Source organism: Methylobacterium gregans (assembly GCF_022179245.1).
Taxonomy (GTDB): Bacteria; Pseudomonadota; Alphaproteobacteria; order Rhizobiales; family Beijerinckiaceae; genus Methylobacterium; species Methylobacterium gregans.
On the sequence record NZ_BPQM01000115.1, the window covers coordinates 1 to 19452 of the forward strand.

Here is a 19452-nt window from a genome sequence, read left to right on the forward strand (position 1 = left end):
GGTTACCGGCTCGAACTCGTGGGCGAGTTCGAGCCGGTAACCCGGCGGCAGCTGCACCTCGGCGGCCACGCGCTCGCGGGCCTCCAGGATGGTGCTGCCGAGATCGCGCTCGCGCACGCTGAACTTCACTGGCAGGTAGCGCTCCTGGCCCTCGCGGTAGATGTAGGCGGGCCCCGAGACCAGCTCGACGCTCGCCACCTCGTTGAGCGGCACCTGCAGCACCGCCCCGTTCGGCCCCTGTCCGGCGATGCGCAGGTTGCGGATCGCTTGCACGCTCTGCCGGAATTGTTGGGCGAGGCGAACGACGATCGGGTAGTGCCGGTCGCTGCCCGAATCGTAGAGATCGCCCGCGCTGTCGCCGCCGATCGCCGTGCGCACCGTGGCGTTGATGTCGCCCGGTGTCAGCCCGTAGCGGGCGGCGCGGATCCGGTCGACGTTGATCTGCACGGTCGGCTGCCCGAGCGAGGTGAATACGCCGAGATCGGTCACGCCTGGCACGGTCCTGAGCACGGCCTCGACCCGGCGCGCCACGTCGGTGAGGGCCTGGAGGTCGGGGCCGAACACCTTGAAGGAGTTCTCGCCCTTGATCCCCGAGACCGCCTCGGCAACGTTGTCCTGCAGGTACTGCGAGACGTTGAACTCGATACCCGGGAACTCCCGGCGCAGCCGCTCCAGAAGGTCGGCGAGCATGGCCTCCTTGGTCACGCCCTCCCGCCACTGCTCGGTGGGCTTGAGCGGCGCGAAGAACTCCCCGTTGAAGAAGCCGGCCGCGTCCGTGCCGTCGTCGGGCCGGCCGTGCTGCGAGACCACGCGCTCGACTTCCGGCACCGCCGCGATGATCCGGCGGATACGGTTGACGTAGCGGTTGCCTTCGGTGAGCGAGATCGTGGCCGGCATGGTGGCGCGCAGCCAGAGATTGCCCTCCTCCAGCTTCGGCAGGAATTCAAGGCCGAGTCCGCGCCCGGCCACGCCCACCCCGCCCGCCAGGATCGCGGCGAGTCCGAGTGTCAGAATGCGGTTGGCGAGCGCCACGCGGATCGCCGGGCGGTAAAGCCGATCTAGCGCGCGCACCAGCACGGTCTCGACCTCGCGCACGTGCTCGGGCAGCAGGTAGGCGGAGAGCACGGGCGTCACCGTGAAGGTCGCGATCAGGCCGCCGAGCAGGGCGTAGGCGTAGGTCTGCGCCATCGGCCCGAAGATGTGGCCCTCGACGCCGGTCAGCGTGAAGAGCGGCAGGAAGCCGGTGACGATGATCACGGCCGCGAACACGATCGAGCGGCTGACGTCGCCCGAGGCCCAGAGGATGTTGGTGAGCTTGCCCGAGAACCCGGTCGGTGGTCCCGCCGTCTGGGTTGGTCCATGGCCCGAGAGGCGCCGGAAGATCGCCTCGACCATGATCACCGTGCCGTCGACGATGAGCCCGAAATCGAGCGCGCCGACTGAGAGCAGGTTCGCGGACTCGCCGCGCGCCACCAGGATGATGACCGCGAAGAACAGCGCGAAGGGAATCGTTGCCACCACGATCAGCGCGCTGCGCAGGTTGCCCAGGAACAGCCACTGCACGACGAGGATCAGTGCGATGCCGAACACCATATTGTGCAGCACCGTGTGGGTGGTGACCGCGATCAGGTCGGCGCGGTCGTAGATCCGCTCGATCTTCACGCCCGGCGGCAGGATGCCGGCCGCCTCGATCCGGGCGACCTCCGCCCTTACCGCCTCGATCGCCGGCGTGCTCTCCTCACCCCGGCGCATCAGCACGATGCCCTGGACGATGTCGTCGTCCTCGTTCATGCCGGCGATGCCGAGCCGCGGCTGGTGGCCGATCGTGACGCTGGCCACGTCGCGCACCAGCACCGGCGCGCCGCCCGACTGGCTCAGCACCGTCTCCTCGATGTCGTCGGTGGACCGGATCAAGCCGACGCCGCGCACCACCGCCGACTGGCTGCCCAGGCTGATCCGGTTGCCGCCGACATTGAGGTTGCTGTCGTTGAGCGTCTTCACCACGCCGGCGAGCGTCAGCCCATGGGCGGTCAGCCGGTCGAGATCGACCGCGATCTCGAAGGTCTTGGTCTTGCCGCCCCAGCCGATCACGTCGATCACACCCGGCACGGCGCGGAAGCGGCGCCGCAGCACCCAGTCCTGCAGGGACTTGAGATCGAGGGTGCTGTAGCCGTCGGGCGCGGTGAGCTTGTAGCGGAAGATCTCGCCGATCGGGCTCACCGGCGAGATGGTGGGCTTGGCCCCGTTCGGCAGCGGGTCGAGCTGGGCGAGGCGGTTCAGCACCTGCTGCTCGGCCTCCCGGTAGGTGAACTCGAAGCCGAACTGCAGCTTCACGTCGGAGAGGCCGTAGAGCGAGACGGTGCGCACCTGCTTGAGGTTCGGCAGGCCCGCGGTGATCACCTCGATCGGCACCGAGACGTAGCGCTCGATCTCCTCCCCCGAGAGGCCGGGCGCCTGGGTAATCACGTTCACCATCGGCGGGGTCGGGTCCGGGTAGGCCTCGATGTTGAGGGTCCGGAACGCCGCAAGGCCCGCCGCCAACAGCAGGACGAAGGCCAGCACCACAAGCGCGCGCTGGCGCAGGGCGAGCCCGACGATGCCCCTCATGCACTCCCCCTGAAGTTCGGGACGCCGCGCGTCAGCCCCGCGTCACCATGCGGTCGATGAACAGCGAGCCGCGCGAGATCACCCGCTCGCCGAGCGCGAGGCCTTCGAGGACCTCGATGTTGCCGCCGTCGATGATGCCGGTCCGGACCCGGCGGCTCTCGACCACGTTGCCGGGCTTCAGCACCCAGACGCTCGCCTTTTGGCCCTCCAGAACGACCGCCGCGCGGGGCACCGCGTGGGAGAGGTTCTCGCGCTCGTTGATGATGCGCACGCTGGCGTACATCTCGGGCTTGAGGAGGCGCTGCGGGTTGTCGATGTCGGCCCGCACGGTGATGCGCCGGGTGGCCGGATCGACCGAGGAGCCGATGAAGTTGATGCGGCCCTCGAAGACGCGGTCCGGGTGCGAGAGTACGCGGAACTGCAGCCTGCCCCCCATCTCGATCCGCGCGAGGTCGGACTCGCGCAGCTGCACGATGAGCCAGACCTTGGACAGGTCGCCGATGATGTAGGAGGGCTCGCCGCCGCCCGTGGTGACGTACTGGCCGGGGCCGATCTTGCGCTGGATGATGGTGCCGCTGAGCGGCGCGTTGATCGCCGTCTCGGGGTTGATGGCACCCTTCTGCAGGTTGGCCATCTCGTCGTCGCGCAGGCCCAGGATGCGCAGGCGGTTCCTCACCGCCTCCAGCCCGACCTCGGCGGTCTTGGCGTCGTTGCTTGCCGTGTTGAGGTCGTTCTGCACAGTCTGCAGCTCGCGCAGCGTCGTGACGCGGCCCTCGTAGAGATCGCGCTGGCGCTTCTCGGCTGCCTGGGCGAAGGCGAGTTGCGAGCGGGCCTTGTTCAGGATGTTGAGGGCAGCGAGATAGTCGTTCTGCGCCTGGACCATCTCGTTGGCCTGGATCGAGAACAGGCGCTGGCCCTGGCGCACCTGCTCGCCGGTGCGGGCGAAGATCGCGACGACGCGTCCCGGATAGGGCGAGAAGACGGGCGTGGCCTGATACTCGTCGACGCCGACTTTACCCTCGGTGACGATCTCCTCAAAGAACTGGCGCTGCTCGACGGCCTCGCTGGTGACGGCCGCAAGCTGTGCCTCGGTCAGCCGAAAAGGGACCTCGGCCGCGGGGGCCGCTGCGTTCGTCGTCGCTGCGGCCGTGGCCGAGCTGGACTGCCAACGCCAAGCGGCGAACGCGGCGATGGCGCAAACCGCCAAGATCACGATCTGGATCGAGCGGCCGAGGCGGACGGTCGCCGGGTCTGGGCGGTGCGATGCGGTCATTCGGTCTGTCGTACCCGGTTCGGCCGCGCGACGAGGCATGCCTGCCTATCGCCAGAAAACTGCCGTTCTATAATCCTCATCCAGACCGATGGTTCAGCAAAAACAAAACAAATTACAGAAATTAGTTCTTTTACAATTTTGTGACGATTATATTTCAACAACAAAACAACGCGCTCGGCAGTTGATACGGGAGGCTGCCGACAGAGGTCCGGGGGGCCAGCCGAAAGACACTGGAGAACAGGGAGGCTGCAATGCCCGATCAGCCGACGAGAGACCAACAGCGCATGATCGCCGATCACGAGGCCGCACGTGCTGCCGAAACGGAGGCCAAGCATGGCTACGGCTGGCCGGCGGAGCCCGAGATGTCCAACGAGCCCCTGCCGATCAGCGGCGAAACCGGCGGAATTAGCGTGTTGCAGACTGGGAGCGGCCCGGAGGCGGCATCGAGACGCGAGACCGATATCTGACCTCGGTCTGCTGCTGAATCAGCACTCTCATTCCCGGTGATGACCGTGAAGGAAGCAGCCTGCTAAGCCTCCGGCTCACCCCCGCGCTGCGCCGTGCGGCCAGAGCTGTTTCCGCTCCTGAGAGACTTGCGTTCGGCCTAGCGATGCCAGGGAGCCGGCCAGGACCGCGATCAACGTCCAGCGGTCGAGTATTGGGTCTTCGCGGGGTGCCGGAGCATCGCTAGCCAAGATCTAGAACGGTTGATGGTCGGCACCCGTTAGCTGATGCCCAATCCCGAAGCGTTCAGGAGGGCAGGCTCTCGGCTATGCGACGGCTCCGTCTTTGACTCGCATCTGCTCGTAGCGCTGGCGCATGAGCCGGTACTCGGTCGGGATGTCCCGCATCGAGATCATGCCCATGACCTGTCCGTCCTGCATCACGGGCAAGTGCCGGAAATGGCCATCAAGCATCCTCTGAAGCGCGTCAACCAAGCCTTCCTCGACGTCGATCGTCAGCGGATCCGGCGTCATCACGGCCCGGACCTGGGTGATCTGCGGGTCCAACGCGACGGCGATGACCCGGGCGATCACATCGCGCTCGCTGATGATGCCGACGAGGCTCTCCCCTTCCGTCACGGCAAGCGCGCCGACGTGATGTTCGCGCAACCGCCGACATACCTCCGTGACCGTAGCGGTAGCGTCGATGGCGTGGAGGGATCGGCCACGCACCAGTTCGCCAACGCTACGGATGATCATGGCCGACCTCCACCGACGCGGTGCCGGAACAATCGGCAAGCACGTCTGAAGGTTCAAGGAACCGTCACAAGACGGCTGATCCGTCCAGCTATCGCCAGAAGGGCTTAGCATCGACGAGATCCTCGTGCGCGTCGGCGGCGGCTGCCAGGAGCATGCGGGTGCGCGCCTCAAGGTCGGCCACTGTCATGCCGGCCGCGAACAGGGCCGAGGCGTCTGCGTGTTCTTCGGCAATGTCTCGCACGACCTCGTGGCCCGTCGCGATATCGTTGAGGGCGCCGAGGTGATCCTGCAACTCGGCGAGCGCTTTGACGAAGGTGGCGTGACGCTTCACCGCCTTCTTGGCCGGGTAGAGGCCGGCGAAAAACTCAGCGCCGTAGCGCAGCTTCTTGGCGGCGATGCGCACTTGATGCCGGTCCTCGGGGCTGAGCGCGTCGAGATTGCGGCCGCGCCGCTTCACCTGTCGGCGGCGGCGGTCGAGTTCGCGCACCGCGAAATCGCGTGCGGCCTCCTCACGTAGCCTCACACGCTCCTCGGCCTCGTCCAAGAGCCAAGGGCCGGCGTTGATCCAGCCTATGAGATCGAGCAGCAGCGCACGCCACGCCTCAGAGCGCAGCAAGGTCTGCACGGCCTCGTAGGCCCGTGTGCGCTGGTCTTCGAGCTGCGTCTCCAGGTTGAGCAAGCCGGGCTCGTCCGGGTGCCGCTCGCGCTCGGCCGGCAGCGTGGTGGCCAGGAAGACGTCGAGGTTGCGGGCATGACCCAGCGGCTCCGTCACCCGCTTCAACTCGGCCCGGATGCGGCTGCCTTGCGGATCGTCGATGAGGTCGCCGAATAGCGAGAAGGCCGAGCGCAGTCGCCGGATCGCGACGCGCACCTGATGGAGGGCATTCGCGTCGCGGCCCTGCAGCAGCACATCCTCGTTCAACCGCATGTGGCGCAGGCAGGCGTGTGCCACGGACTGGAAGGCCTCGGCCGTATTCATGTCCGCGTGCAGCGGCACGGGCTCGGCCTTGCGCACGCAGTCGAGTTCGCCCGAGGCCAGCGCATAACCTCGCTCGGCCTTGCTGCGGACGCCCAGACGCAGCGGGATGAGAGAGGCAACGGCGTGGGCTAGGGCGAACACATCCCCGGCAACGCCGTCCTTGAGTTCCAGCTCCACCTCGCAGATAGCGATAGTCCGGTCGCCAGCGGTCGGCGACGTGATCTGCCCTGAGTCGAGCGCAACCTCGATGCGCGATCGGCCCTGCTCGACGAGATAGGTTTGCCGCGTCACAGCGGTGGTGAACAGGGGTTGCAGCTTGTCCTTGCGACCGAGGATCTTGGCGAGCGGCGTGTCGGCCAGGACGCCGAGGTCCGGCTGGGGGCCGGCGACCTCCTGCTCCCATTCGGGCCTGTCGAAGAGGCCGTCACCCTCGGCCTTGAGGGTCTGGATGAAGCGCTCGCCATGCCGGCGCACGCGCAGCCCGAGCCCGGCTCGGCGCAGGCTTTGCTCGGCTGTGTCGAAGTAGACTGAACTCAGATCCGCCTCGTCCTGCTCGGACGCCTCCTGCAGGAGCGTGTGGCCTTGCAATGTACCGAGGTCGGAGGGCTCGCATTCCAGCTTCAGCTCGATCTCGCGCGGTCCGGTCATCCAGTCCTTCCTGCTGCCACGATGGTCAGGGCACGTCCACAGTGGCGCCCTGCGAGGTCGCATCCACAACGCGCCAGAAGTGGCTTCGGATCGCCGGCCTGGTTCCGGGGACGGTCGCGCGATTGCCGGCGCCGACGTTCCGTCACAGCCAGCCGTTCCTCCGGAAGCGCCAGTACAGGAGGGCGCAAGCGGCGAGGATGCCGCCGAGGACGAGATAGTAGCCGTAGCGCCACTTCAGCTCGGGCATGATCTCAAAGTTCATGCCGTAGATGCCGGCAATCGCCGTCGGGACCGCGAGAATGGCGGCCCAGGCGGCGAGCCGGCGGGTGATGACGGTCTGCTGCGCCTGCCCCAGCATCAGGCTTGCCTCGAAGGCGAAGGCCAGCACCTCGCGCACGGCGTCGATCTCGTCCTGGGCTCGACGCAGGTGGTCGGAGACGTCCCGGAAGAGCGGCTGCATCTCCTCGTCGATGGCCACGAGGTCGCCATGCTCCAGCTTGCGGCAGACCTCGACGAGCGGCACCACAGCCGTGCGCAGGCGCAGCAAGTCGCGCCGCAGCATGTAGAGCCGCTCGACCTCGTCGGAGCGCAGCTCGCGCTTGAGGATGGAGTCCTCGATGGCTTCCACCTCGGCCAGCACCGTTTCCATGACCGGGGCGTAGTTATCGACGATGAAGTCAAGAACGGCGTAGAGGATGTAGTCCTCACCGTGCGCCAGCAGGTCTGGGCAGGCTTCCGTCTTCTCCCGCACGGGCGTGTAGGAGACAGAGGCCCCGTGGCGCACGGTGACGACAAAGCCGCGCCCGATGAACAGGTGCGTCTCGCCGAGCGCGATCCGTCCCTGCACGAGCTGGGCGGTGCGAGCGACCACGAACAGGCAGTCACCGTAGCGTTCGAGCTTCGGGCGTTGGTGAGCGTCCTGGGCGTCTTCGATGGCGAGCGGATGCAGGTCGAACTGCGCCTGGATCTCGCCTAGCAGCTCGGCCGAGGGCTCGTACAGGCCGATCCAGACGAGGTGACCGGGGCGGCGTGCCCAATCGCCAGCTTCCTCGATGGCCACGTCCTTGACGCGCTGCCCATCAGCATACGCGGCGGACATGACGACGCCCGGCTTCTGCGTCGAAGAGGGTGCGGCGGGCGTGGCGAGCATCAGGGTCGGTCTCTTCGTCAGCTAGGCAGACACCGATGCGCCATACAGCTGGGGTTTACCTTAGCGGTTGCCATAAACACCCTGAGGTCGATGACAGATCCGTGACGGCTCCAGCCTCTGTTGCGGCCAGCCAACACATAGATTTTGCCCGCGCTGCATTTCCCGAGTTCGGGACCACCGCGCTTTACATGCTTTGGTCATCGTGGCTGTTCGGCACGGACACCGTCTGAGGGAATGCGCGGCGTATGAAGGATCGGGCGCTCCCGATGCACAGCCGCTTATGGGTCGGCTTTGGTGGCCTCGCGGTCCTACTGGTACCTGCTGCGGCGCAGGCCGCGGACCTGGCAGGCAAGGCTGCCCTCTCTTCCGTGCCGGCCTTCGTGGATTGGTCTGGCGGATACGTCGGCGTGCAGGCGAGCGCGGGGGCGTCCTACGGAGCCTTCAACTTCGACCGCACGACCGTCGGGGGCCGGCGTGTCCAGACCTTCCGGACCGGCGACGCTACGGGAAGCCGCGACCGGGGCCAGAACGCCACCACCGCGGTCGGAGGCCTATTCGGGGGCTGGACGTGGCAGACCGGACCCTGGGCCTACGGCGTCGAGGCCGACCTCTCCGCGGCCAACCTGAAGCGACCGCTTGCATTGTCCACGCCCGGCTTCGGCTATGAGGGACTCGACGCGGACGCCAGCCTACTGCGCGCCAAGACGGACCTCTACGGCTCCCTGCGCGCGCGCCTCGGCTACAGCTTCGAGCGCTCCCTCGTCTACGCGAGCGTCGGCCTGGCCGGAGCGAACTCCCGCTTCACCGCGACCTACCCAGACCTCGCCACTGGCGGCTTCTCCACGGCGCGCGCAGAGCAGGGCTACCTTGGCTTCGCGCTCGGCGCGGGCGTCCAGTTCGCGTTCCACCCCAACTTCGCGCTCGGCATTGACTACCGCTACGTCGACCTCGGCGAGAGCCGGCGGTTCAACCTCGGCGCGGTGCCGGGACCGTTTGGCGGGCCTGTGTCGACCCGGGCGTCGGCTACCGGCAACCAAATGTTCGCCCGCCTGATCTGGTTTCCGGAAGGCATCCGCCTGCCGCCTGAGGAGGACGAAGCGGCTCCCCACGATCCCGGTCGCGGCGAGGGTGACCGCTTCTCGCTGCATGGGCAGACGACCCTGATCGCCCAAGGCGTACCGAGTTTCCGCTCGCCCTATCTCGGCCCGCAGAGCCTCGTGCCGGCGCAGACGCAACAGACCACAACGGCGACCGCCTTCCTGGGCCTCAAGCTCTGGGAGGGCACTGAACTCTATCACAACCCCGAGTTCAGCCAGGGCTTCGGCCTTTCCGGTACCACCGGGGTAGCCGGCTTCGTCAACGGCGAGGCCCAGAAGGCCGGGGCCGCTTTCCCTCGTCTGCGCTCGAACCGTTACTTCGTGCGCCAGACCTTCGGCCTCGGCGGCGAGACCGAGGACGTGCCGGACGGTCCGAACCAGGTGGCAACCCGGCGCGATATCGAGCGGATCACCGTGGTGGCCGGCAAGTTCGCGCTGGGCGACTTCTTCGACGGCAACCGCTACGCCCATGACCCGCGCGTGGACTTCTTCAACTGGTCGCTCTGGGCGGCCTCGGCCTGGGACTTCCCGGCGAACCTGCCCGGCTTCACTCAGGGCGTGATGGCCGAATACAACCGCAAGGAGTTCGCGATCCGGGCGGCCTACACGCAGGTGCCGAAGCAGCCCTCTAGCGATGTGCTCGACCCGCGGGTGTTCGAGCGCGCGGGGCTGAACGTCGAGTTCGAGGGCCGCTACCGGCTGCCTGAACTCGCCCGTCCTGGCGTGCTGCGGCTCGGCTTCTTCTCCAACGTCGGCAACGTGGCCGACTTCCGCCAGGTGGCGGCGTTGACCGGGGCGGGCGTGTTCGACGACGCCGTTACGGCAACCGCCCTGACGCGCCGCCCGCGCCGCAAGACTGGCTTCTACGCCAACCTGGAGCAGGAACTGACGGACGACCTCGGCCTGTTCGCGCGCGCCAGCTTCAACGACGGGCGCAACGAGAGCCTGTCCTTCACCGACATCGACCGCTCGTTCTCAGGCGGATTCTCTATGAAGGGCACGGCGTGGGGACGCCCGAACGACACGGTCGGCGTCGGCGCCGCGGTCAACGGCATCACCCCAGCGCACCGAGCCTTCTTCGCGGCCGGCGGCCTGGGCCTGCTGATCGGCGACGGCCGGCTGACCCGCTACGCTCCGGAGAGTGCGTTCGAGACCTTCTACGCGGTGAGCCTCACCAAGGCGATGACGGTGACGTTCGACTACCAGCACGTCGAGAACCCGGCCTACAACAAGGACCGGGGTCCTGCCGACTTCTTCGCGACACGCCTGCACGTCGACTTCTGAAGCAGGCCGCGTGAGGCTCCTCGCTCGTACTCAGCCTCGCCACCACGTCATAAGCCCGGCCCCCGGCGCGATCAGGATGAACGCCCAGGCGAGTGCCGAGGCGATGTTCGCGACCTGGAACGGCAGGCGGCGTACGCCGAAGACACCGGCGACTAGCGGGATTACAGCACGGATCGGTCCGAAGAAGCGCCCCAGGGCCACCGCGCCAGCGCCCCAGCGGCTGCAGAAGGCCTCCGCGCGTGCCACGGCCGCTGAGTAGCGCCGCATCGGCCACATCCGCTTGGCGTCGTCCTTGAAGTAGTGCCCGAACTCGTAGGAGATCCAGTCGCCGAGCGCGGCCCCGACGGCGGCGCAGAGCACTATCGGCCAGAATGAGACGTCGGCTGCCGCGATCATCGGCCCGAGCGCGAGCAGGATGACGGTGGCGGGCACCAAGAACGAGAGGAAGGCGACAGACTCGCAGAAGGCGAGTATCCCCGCGATCAGCGGCGTCCAGGCCTTGTGAGCCTCGATGAAGGCGAGCGCCCATTGCCGGATCGCGTCGAGGTCCATGTCACCACGTTGTCGAGAGGTGTCAGGGTGAGCGGGGCTGCGCCGACGCCGCCCCGCTCGGTGTACTCAGGCTCGTTCAGTAGCCGTAGGAGCGTTGCCCATAAGCCTGTGGGGAACCGTACCCGGCGCCCCGCGGCTGCACGCGGGAACCGTAGTCGATCTCGCGCTGGCGCCGGGCCTGACGGTTGGCCAGGTAGCGGCCGCCGAGGCAGCCCGCTACGGCACCGACGACGCCGCGTTCGGCCAGATAGTGGCCCGCCAAGCCGCCGATGATCGCGCCCTTGATGCAGCCCTTCGCCTCCGCGGCCCCGGCGCCCATGAGCGTGACGATGGCGATGGCCGCCGCGTGTCCGACAAGTCGCATACTGGTGCTCCTAGCTTGATGGGCAGAAGAACCGCTGCCGCGGCAGGAGCGTTCCGGCATTCGAGGACTGACCAAGCCCAGCCTCGGTAGGTGTCCCCGGTCCCACCGGGAACAAGCGTCGGCGCCACCGAGAGGTATCTTGGCCTGCCGTTCGCGGCGTGCTCGGGTCACTCTGAAGCATTAGAACACACTGATGCAGGCGAGACCTGCCAGCATCAGCAGGCAGCCGAAGATGCGCCCGATGCTCGCTTGGTGCACCTCGAAGCCGACCCAGCCGAAATGGTCGAGGATGACCGAAGCCACGAGTTGGCCGGTCAACACCAGCGCCATCAGGGTCGCCGCTCCGAGGCGGCCAGCCAGCAGGATCGCCGCCACGCCGTAGGCCGAGCCGGCTAGACCGCCAAACCAAGCCCACCAGGGTACCGCCCCCATCTTCTCGAAGGAGGGCCAAGAGATCCGCATGGCCAGGAAGTAGGCCACCACCACGCTGAGCCCGAACAGGTAGTTGACGATGAGGGCCGGCACCGGCTCGCCGAAGCCGCGCTTGAGTTCGGCATTGGCCCCGGCCTGGACGGTGACGAGGGCACCGGCAGCGACGGCGAAGGCCCAGGCGAGGAGCGCCGTCAACGACATCCTCCCGTGGCCGCCGCAGTGCGGTGAACTGCTTTGCCGAACATCAAAACTCCCCCTTCGGCGTTTGGCCGGGCGCGGGGAGCGAAAGTCCGCGGCAGCAGCGATGGTTCCTCCAGTGTCCGAGCCAGCCCGCGAGAGGCACGTAGGAATGAGGCGGCTTGCCCGAGCACTATGCTTTTGCCGCGAACGAAGGGAGCCGTTTGGCCGTTGAAGGCCGATCCTGGCGGGAACCACCCGTGTTCGGAGGACGCGTCGGATGTCGGGTTCCACAACAGAGTTCTCGGCTTCGCAGACGCCGCTGCCGGCCGATGCGGGCCATGGCTCCAAGACGAGCTTTTGGGCGCTGACCCTCGGGTCCGTCGGCATCGTCTACGGCGACATCGGCACGAGCCCGCTCTACGCGCTGAAGGAATCCCTGCACGCTGCCGCAGGCGGGGGACACGCCCCGACGCGCGACATGGTCTTCGGCGTCGTCTCGCTGATCCTCTGGGCGCTCATCCTCATCGTGACGCTGAAGTACGTGTTGCTCGTCATGCGAGCCGACAACGAGGGTGAAGGCGGCACGCCCTCCCTCGTCGCACTCGCTCAGCGGGTCCTCGGCCATTCCGGCAGCTTCGTCATCGTCCTCGGCATGGTGGGGATCGCCCTGTTCTACGGCGATGCCATTATCACGCCGGCGATCTCAGTGCTGTCCGCCGTCGAAGGGCTGAAGCTCGTCACCCCCGCCTTCGAGCCATACGTATTGCCGCTCAGCCTCGCCATCCTCATCGGCCTGTTCGCGGTCCAGAGCCATGGCACGGCGCGGGTTGCGACGTTCTTCGGGCCGATCACGGCGTTCTGGTTCGTCGTCATGGCGCTCGGCGGCCTGGGCCATCTCGCCGACGACCTGAGCATCCTGGCGGCCTTCAACCCGGCATACGGGATCAGCTTCCTGCTCAATCATGGCACGGCCGGCTTGCTCGCGCTCGGCGCCGTCTTCCTCGCCGTGACCGGTGCCGAGGCGCTCTACGCCGACATGGGCCATTTCGGTCGCTCGCCGATCCGGGCAGCCTGGTTCGGCCTGATCCTGCCGGCGCTTGCCCTGAACTATCTCGGCCAGGGTGCCATGCTACTCGCCCACCCCGAGCGCATCGAGAACCCGTTCTTCCTGCTCTACCCGTCCTGGGCCCTGCTGCCGATGGTGCTGCTGGCCACCGTGGCGACCGTCATCGCGAGCCAGGCCGTCATCACCGGCACCTTCTCGATCACCCAGCAGGCCATGCAACTCGGCCTGCTGCCCCGCATGCGCGTGTTGCGCACCTCCGAGACGGAAAAGGGTCAGATCTACATCCCGCGGGTGAACGGGTGGCTGCTCGTCGCAGTCGTGTTCCTGGTGGTGCTGTTCAAATCGTCGAGCGCGCTGGCGGCGGCCTACGGCATTGCGGTCACCGGCGACATGGTCATAACGGCGGTTCTGCTCTTCGTCGTGGCCTGGAAGGCCTGGCGCTGGTCGCCGGTGCTGGCAGCCGCGATCATCGCGCCGTTCCTGCTCATCGAGTTGGTGTTCCTGTCCGCCAACGCGCTGAAGCTGCTCCACGGCGGCTGGGTGCCCCTGACAATCGGGGCGGCGCTTGTTACCGCCATGTGGACATGGAGGCGCGGGTCCGCCCTGGTTGCAGAGGAGATTCATCGGCGCCGCGTGCCCCTGTCGAACTTCACGCACATGGCCGAGACGGGCTCGGTCCTACGGGCGCCGGGTACGGCGATGTTCCTGACCGGCTCGCCGGGCGACACGCCCGGTGCCCTGATGCACAATGTAAAGCACAACCACGTCCTGCATGCCCGCAACGTCATCCTGCACGTGGTCACCGAGGATCTGCCGCGGGTGCCTCAGGCGGACCGTGTCACGGTCAAGCCGCTCTCGGACGTGTTCACCTGCGTGACGGTGCGCTTCGGGTTCATGGAACTGCCGGACTTGCCCCGCGCCCTGGCCGCAGCCGGCTTTGATGCCGGCAACCTGTCCTACTTCCTGACGCGACGGGTGCTGGTGCCCTCGCCGGAGACGGGCATGCCGGTCTGGCAGGACCGCCTCTACATCGCCATGGCGCGCGCGGCGACCGATGCGTCACGCTACTTCCGCATCCCGGTTGACAGGGCTGTCGAGATCGGTGCCCGGATCGACATCTGAGGACGCGGCGCCCGATCCGGGCGCGGCAAAGGGGGCCCTCACGCTGATCTCGGCTACCGGGCCGGGGCCGACGCACGACGAGTTAGTCAGGGCTTGGGCGGTCCGGCTACCTGCACACTGCACATGGACGAGCGCACGGGCGGCATAATCGGTCTCTTAGCTTGCACACGCCTGGAAGAGGGAAGATGTCACTCTCGCGGCGCTCGCTAGCTGGCGCAACAGTGCGGTGAAGTGCGTATCCTAGTTGATAAGGCAGAAGCCGGCATCTAGCCCTCCTAGCCCACCAACTCGCCTGTCCGGCGCGCAAACTGCCACAGCGGCACGTGCCTCCTGTCGCGGCTGAGGTGCTGAGGCAGGTGGCGGAGGTGCTGGTGCTGCGGCCTCTTCGGACAGGCGAAGCTCGGTAGCAGCCACCGCCACCGGCATCGTGGTGGCTGCAGCGACTGTGGCGGCCCGAGCTGGGGTAATCGCGACGCCTGGCTGATAGCTGATCCGGCTCGCCGAGCGAGGGTCCGTCCGCTGACCAGCGGCCGGTATTGTCGCGGTTGGCTGGTAAGGTGTCGGCGCACGCCCGGAGAACAAGCGTCCGAAGCCACGCCCACGTGCCTCTGCGCCTTGGATGCTGGCAGCTATGGCTAGAGCCGCTGCGCCTACCACCATCCACATCCGCATGGGCTTATCTCCACTGGATGGATGGAGCGTGCGCCCAGCCTGGTTAAGCGCAGCCGAATCCGATCTTCTGCATTGATGATGAAACGACAATCTCCACAGCCTAGATTGCCGCCGACTGCAACCCACAGACTAACGCCTCTTCCTCGTGGCCGCAGCTGTCGAAGCTGTTGTCACGGGATCGGCAGGATCCGCATCGACGACGTGGCTCTTGGCGGAGTACGCCTGCCGCTCCTGCGTGGTCGGATCTTCAAAGACGCCCGCCCACAGACCTCTGCGCTTCGCCCAGGCCTGCTTCTGGTTCGGAACGTAGTCGTTTGAGGCATGGCGGTCGGCCACGGCATAGCCGTGAGACACCAGCCAAGCGGCAAGATCCTCGCCATCCTTGCGGCATGTGGCGAGCGCGCGTCCGTGCGGATCGGCTTGGCCGACGACACAGGCAAGGCTTGTGTCGCCTATCCGGGCCGCGAGCGCCTCAGCCGCGATCTTCCCGCAGAGGTATCTCTGCCCTCCTGCTGTCTCGCAGGTCTGCGTTGATCGCGGCGCCACTACGCCAAGCAGCCCAAGGACTTTGCCTCGCACTACGAGGGTGTCGCCATCGAGGACCGTTGCTCGGCCGCGAAGCGCGTCGTCGGCCGAGACCGCTTGCGATCCCAACGCCAAGACAATGGCTGCGACGTACCAGGTGTGTGCCATTACCCGCCAGACCGCGAGTGTGCCCCACCCAAGTGCACCTAAAGCATAGTGGAACAGGCTTGTCATGCTGCAAATAAACTATGCGCCCACAGAGTTCAGGCGCGCTACGGTGAATACATTATAACAAGTCCAGCGCCGCCGAATGTGCTTGATCGCACCAGGCCTTAAGGCCGGACCTCTTGGAAGCTCACTCAACGCCTTCCATCGCTCAGAGGCTGTAAATTAAGCTTTAACCCTTTGGGCCTCAGCGCGCGCTCGCTTAGTTTCGCTACGACTCCTATGCGTGTGGAGTGCGCTACCTCACAGCCCGGATAGTGACCATCACGGCGCTCGACAGGACGATGGCGACTAGGACCGTGCGAACCGGGTTCGGCACGCCTATGAGCATGAGGGCGCCACGAGCGGGCAGCGAAACAAGAGCGCCTCCTGCAGCCAGCAAGCGAGCATCGGAAACGCTCACGCGGTACCGCCCGAATGGCGGAAGCGTAGAAGATTGTTCTATGATCTCGGCGTGAGCCTGAGTTTTTTACACAGCCTCCACCCTCAGCAGCCATTCAATGCGTCAGCGACGAAGGACTGCTGTTCGGGCTTAACCAGCCGTTCGAAAGCTCGATCGGGTTCGGAAACGAGAAGGGTCTCAGCCGACGCTACCCTGGGTGCCTGGCAGAACGTCAAAGGGCTCACCTCTCGGCGAGCCCTCTGCGTTCTGCTGTCTGCCTGAAGGGAGGTCAGGCTGTGAAGTAGCTAGCGTTGATCTGGCTCGCCCGGATACCGGCCATATCGACCACGCCACCGCCCGAGAGTGAGAGCAGCGCGTCGCCGTTCTGTGCTGAACTGACCGTGTAGGTCTGCCCGCCCAGCGCGATCCGGTCGCCCTCGGCCTGGTTGAAGCCCAGGATCAGCTCGCGGCCGGAATTCGGGTCGAAGCGGTAGAGATCGGCCCCGAGGCCGCCGACCAGCGTGTCGTCGCCGATCCCGCCCACCAGCGTGTCGGCGTCCTGACCGCCGTAGAGCACGTCGTTGCCCTGGCCGCCGAACAGGATGTCCGCGCCCTGATTGCCGTAGACAATGTCGTTGCCCTGGTTCCCGTAGACGATGTCGGCCCCGAAATTCCCAAGCAGCACATCGTTGCCGAGATTGCCGTAGAGGCGGTCGTCGCCTTGCCCGCCGAAGGCGCGGTCGTCGCCCTGGCCGCCAAAGAGCGTGTCCTGACCCTGGTTGCCGTAGATCAGGTCAGCGTCCTGGTTGCCGTAGACGAGATCCTGATCCGTGCCGCCGAACAGCGTGTCGACCCCGATGCCGCCGAACACCGTGTCGTTGCCGGCATCGCCGTAGAATAGGTCGTTGCCGGCCTTCGAGCCGACAACATCGTTGCCCCCGCCCCCGCGAAGCGTGTCGTCGTCCGCGCCCAGAACCATGGATTGCGCCGCGTCGTCGCCGAACACGACCTGCGAGCCATCGCCGCCGATCAGCGAGGCAGGCCCCGAGAGCGCGACGAAGCCGATATTGTTGACGGTGATGAGCGTGCCCGGCGGCAGGGCGGAAGCGTCGAGGACGACGAGGGTCTGCGTGCCGTCGGTGGGGCCCTCGATACGGATGTCGGTGGCGCCCGGGGTTGGCGTGAAAGTCGAGACGTTGATGCTCGTGCCCGCCTGGAGGCCGGACAGGAAAATCTCGACCGCGTTCTCGACGGCCGCCTTGTCGACACCGGGTGGCAGCGCCCGGATCGCTTGGTCCGCGGCGTTTTCGGCGGCGGCCGGATCCGTCGTGGTGGCGAGGCTCGTGCCCTGGCCGCCGGCCTGGGTGCCCGGCGGCGTTGTCGGCGGCGTCGGACCGGTATCCGTCGGCGGCAGGGCCGGTGTCACGTCCGTGAGCGCCACGTCGTTGCCGTCGCCGCCCGCGTAGCTGACCCGATAGACGCGGTCCTGCACGGTGAGGGTCGAGCCCTCGGCGAGCGTGGCGCCGTCGTAGAGCAGGAAGGCCGCGCCCGCGCCGTTCGCGCCCGTGACGGCATCGCTCCCGTCGTTGTCGACCAACAGAAAGCTGTCGCCCGCGCCCGAAGCCCCGCCGAGGCTGAGGGTGAGGCTCGCCCCGGCCAGCGCGACCGATCCGGCGACGTGGAGCGGCGCCCCGCCCGTAGCAATCGTCCCCGCGAGCGTCGCGCCCGAGGCGAGGCTGAGGCTGCCGGTGCTGAGGCTGCCCGCGGCCCCGCCGAACGCGAGGGTCCCACCGCTCGCCACCGTGGTGGCACCGACGATGCCCGAGCCGGTGAGCGTGCCGCTCACCGCCACCGCGGCGGACAGGGCCGCGTTCGCCCGCAGCGTCGCACCGGCCGCGACCGCGGCGCCGGTCGCGTAAGTCTGTGCGTCGGACAGGGTCCAGTTGCCGCCCTGCACGTTCAGGGTCTCGAAGCCGGCGACGTTCGCGAGCGTTCCGGTGCGCGCGCCGCTATTGATCCCGAGCCCGTCGCGGTCGGTGGCGGCTCGGTCGTCCTGCCGCAGATTCAGCGTGTCCGCGCCCGCGCCGCCGTCGAGCCGGCCGGTGAGGACGGACCCGGTGTAGAGGTTGAGCGTGTCGGCCCCGCCCTCCAGGTTCACCGCCCGGCCGCTGTTGCCGGTGATGGTGCCGTAGTTCGTGAGGACGTCGGCGCCCTCGCCGGTCTGGATGGCCGCGCCGTCGCCGCGGATGAAGCGGGCGCTGCCGGCATCGGCCGCGGAGTAGATCACGCCGTCGAGGGTGCCGAGCGTGCGCGGATCGGCAGTGTTGTTCTGGAGGAGCACCGTCCCGGTCGGGACCGTGCCGTTGCCGACGATGGTGCCGGCGTTGACGAGGGTATCGTTGTCGATCGCGCTGCCGGCCTTGTTCTCCAGCCGGATCGCGTAGCCGCTCTGCCCGACGATCCGGCCGGTGGCACCGTTCGTGATGGCGGTCGCCGCGACGCCGCTGCGGGTGCCGGTGGTGTTGCTGTCGTTGTTGACGACGATACCGGTGTTGGCGCCGCTGATCAGGCCGGCATTGTTGACGATGCCGCCGCCGAGGGAGAGGCCCTCGCTCGCGTTGGCGCGCCCGGAGGAGTCGAAGCCGCCCGCGCCCTGGCCGGTGAGGTTGCCGTCCGCCCCGGATCCGGCGATCACGCCGCCCGCGAAGTTGTTGACGGTGGCCGCCCCGTCCACGTCGACGCCGTCCGCGTCGCCGTCGACCGTCACGTAGCCGGCGCGGTCGTAGCGCGGGGCGTACTCGCCGCGGATGATGCCCGCATTGTTGACCGTCACGGTGTTGGCGGCCGTGCCCGTCGTGTCGGCGCCGACGCCCGAGCCGTTCCAGCCGAGGATCGTCGCGCCCGCGCGGTTGTCGACCACGAGGCCGGTAACGTTCGCCTGCCCGACATCAACGCCGTGCTGGGCGCCCTCGATCCGGTTGTGGTTCTCGATAATGACCGCGGTGGCGCCGGACTGGTTGAGCCGCACGCCGCGCGAGTTGTCGTAGGTCTCGGCCGTCGAGGTGTTGGGGTTGCCGTTGCCCCCGAGGCCGGTGCCGTTGAGCCCGTTGTTGGCGCTCGAATCGTTGACCGGACCGTTGCCGACGATCTGCCCGTAATTGACCAGCGTCTGATGGGAGCCGAGGCGGATCGCGTCGCCGGTGTCGCTGCGGATCAGCGCCGTCGTGTTCTGGGCCGAGCCGTTGGTGATGACGCCGCCGCTCTCGTAGTCGGTCACGGGGGCACCGGAGGCGCCGCGCGCGGCGTTATAGGTCACGGCGAAGGCGGTGGCTGGCGCGCTGCCGCCGGGCGCGGGCGTGAAAGCCGCCGTGCCCGCGATGATCTGGCCGAGATTGGTCAGGTCGGTCCGGCCGTTGACAGACCGGACGCGCACGGCGTCGCCGTTCAGGGTGCGGACCGTCCCGGCCGCGCCCACCGTCACGCTCCCGCGAGCGAGATCGGTGTCGATCCCCCGCGCGCCGGAGGCGGCGTTGTCCAACGTGCCCTGGATATCGATCTGGGTCGTGCCACTCGCAACCGTGGCCGAGACCGCCGCGCCCGCGGTCTGCGTCCGCGTGGTGCCCTGGGCCAGGGTGTAGATGCCGGGGTCGCCGATCGTGAACGTCGTCGCCTGGGTACCGCCCGGGATCGCG

At 67.6% G+C, this 19452-nt stretch carries 13 protein-coding genes; 3 read left to right on the plus strand and 10 right to left on the minus strand.

Annotation, left to right across the window (positions count from 1 at the left end; genetic code table 11):
* The coding region (locus MFF54_RS20750; RefSeq protein WP_238305689.1) for an efflux RND transporter permease subunit at positions 1-2607 on the minus strand (2607 nt) is incomplete at its 3' end.
* A gap of 31 nt (positions 2608-2638) precedes the next feature.
* Positions 2639-3880: an efflux RND transporter periplasmic adaptor subunit gene (locus tag MFF54_RS20755; RefSeq protein ID WP_238305691.1), complete on the minus strand. Its 1242-nt coding sequence runs from the start codon at positions 3878-3880 to the stop codon at positions 2639-2641.
* A gap of 284 nt (positions 3881-4164) precedes the next feature.
* On the opposite strand from MFF54_RS20755, the gene MFF54_RS20760 reads away from it, so the two are divergent.
* Positions 4165-4347 carry a hypothetical protein gene (locus MFF54_RS20760; protein ID WP_238305693.1) on the plus strand — a complete coding sequence of 61 codons (183 nt, stop codon included), beginning with the start codon at positions 4165-4167 and terminating at the stop codon, positions 4345-4347.
* A 303-nt stretch (positions 4348-4650) separates the two neighbouring features.
* On the opposite strand, the gene MFF54_RS20765 is transcribed toward MFF54_RS20760, so the two are convergent.
* The 3 genes from MFF54_RS20765 to MFF54_RS20775 all read right to left on the minus strand — a co-directional run bounded on the left by MFF54_RS20765 (position 4651) and on the right by MFF54_RS20775 (position 7859).
* Complete coding sequence (locus MFF54_RS20765) at positions 4651-5082, minus strand: CBS domain-containing protein (protein ID WP_238305702.1); 432 nt, start codon at positions 5080-5082, stop codon at positions 4651-4653.
* An 88-nt stretch (positions 5083-5170) separates the two neighbouring features.
* Positions 5171-6709, minus strand: a complete 1539-nt coding sequence (locus MFF54_RS20770) for a CYTH and CHAD domain-containing protein (protein ID WP_238305711.1) — start codon at positions 6707-6709, stop codon at positions 5171-5173.
* A 142-nt stretch (positions 6710-6851) separates the two neighbouring features.
* On the minus strand, positions 6852-7859 hold the full coding sequence (locus MFF54_RS20775; protein WP_238305712.1) for a magnesium and cobalt transport protein CorA: 1008 nt from the start codon (positions 7857-7859) through the stop codon (positions 6852-6854).
* 266 nt (positions 7860-8125) lie between these two features.
* Between MFF54_RS20775 and MFF54_RS20780 the strand changes: the two genes are divergently transcribed.
* Positions 8126-10240 (plus strand): carbohydrate porin, encoded by a 2115-nt coding sequence (locus MFF54_RS20780; protein WP_238305723.1) that lies wholly within the window; start codon positions 8126-8128, stop codon positions 10238-10240.
* A gap of 30 nt (positions 10241-10270) precedes the next feature.
* On the opposite strand, the gene MFF54_RS20785 is transcribed toward MFF54_RS20780, so the two are convergent.
* The 3 genes from MFF54_RS20785 to MFF54_RS20795 all read right to left on the minus strand — a co-directional run bounded on the left by MFF54_RS20785 (position 10271) and on the right by MFF54_RS20795 (position 11783).
* On the minus strand, positions 10271-10792 hold the full coding sequence (locus tag MFF54_RS20785) for a DedA family protein (protein ID WP_238305726.1): 522 nt from the start codon (positions 10790-10792) through the stop codon (positions 10271-10273).
* A 76-nt stretch (positions 10793-10868) separates the two neighbouring features.
* Positions 10869-11156 carry a hypothetical protein gene (locus tag MFF54_RS20790; protein WP_238305728.1) on the minus strand — a complete coding sequence of 96 codons (288 nt, stop codon included), beginning with the start codon at positions 11154-11156 and terminating at the stop codon, positions 10869-10871.
* Between the two features lie 180 nt (positions 11157-11336).
* Positions 11337-11783: a DMT family transporter gene (locus tag MFF54_RS20795; protein ID WP_238305730.1), complete on the minus strand. Its 447-nt coding sequence runs from the start codon at positions 11781-11783 to the stop codon at positions 11337-11339.
* Between the two features lie 262 nt (positions 11784-12045).
* Between MFF54_RS20795 and MFF54_RS20800 the strand changes: the two genes are divergently transcribed.
* Positions 12046-13956: a potassium transporter Kup gene (locus MFF54_RS20800; protein ID WP_238305732.1), complete on the plus strand. Its 1911-nt coding sequence runs from the start codon at positions 12046-12048 to the stop codon at positions 13954-13956.
* A gap of 801 nt (positions 13957-14757) precedes the next feature.
* Here the strand turns inward: MFF54_RS20800 and MFF54_RS20805 are convergent.
* Together MFF54_RS20805 and MFF54_RS20810 are read right to left on the minus strand one after the other, a co-directional pair.
* Positions 14758-15321, minus strand: a complete 564-nt coding sequence (locus tag MFF54_RS20805; protein WP_238305734.1) for a thermonuclease family protein — start codon at positions 15319-15321, stop codon at positions 14758-14760.
* 728 nt (positions 15322-16049) lie between these two features.
* On the minus strand, positions 16050-19452 hold a 3403-nt coding region (locus tag MFF54_RS20810; protein WP_283206304.1), incomplete at its 5' end, for a beta strand repeat-containing protein.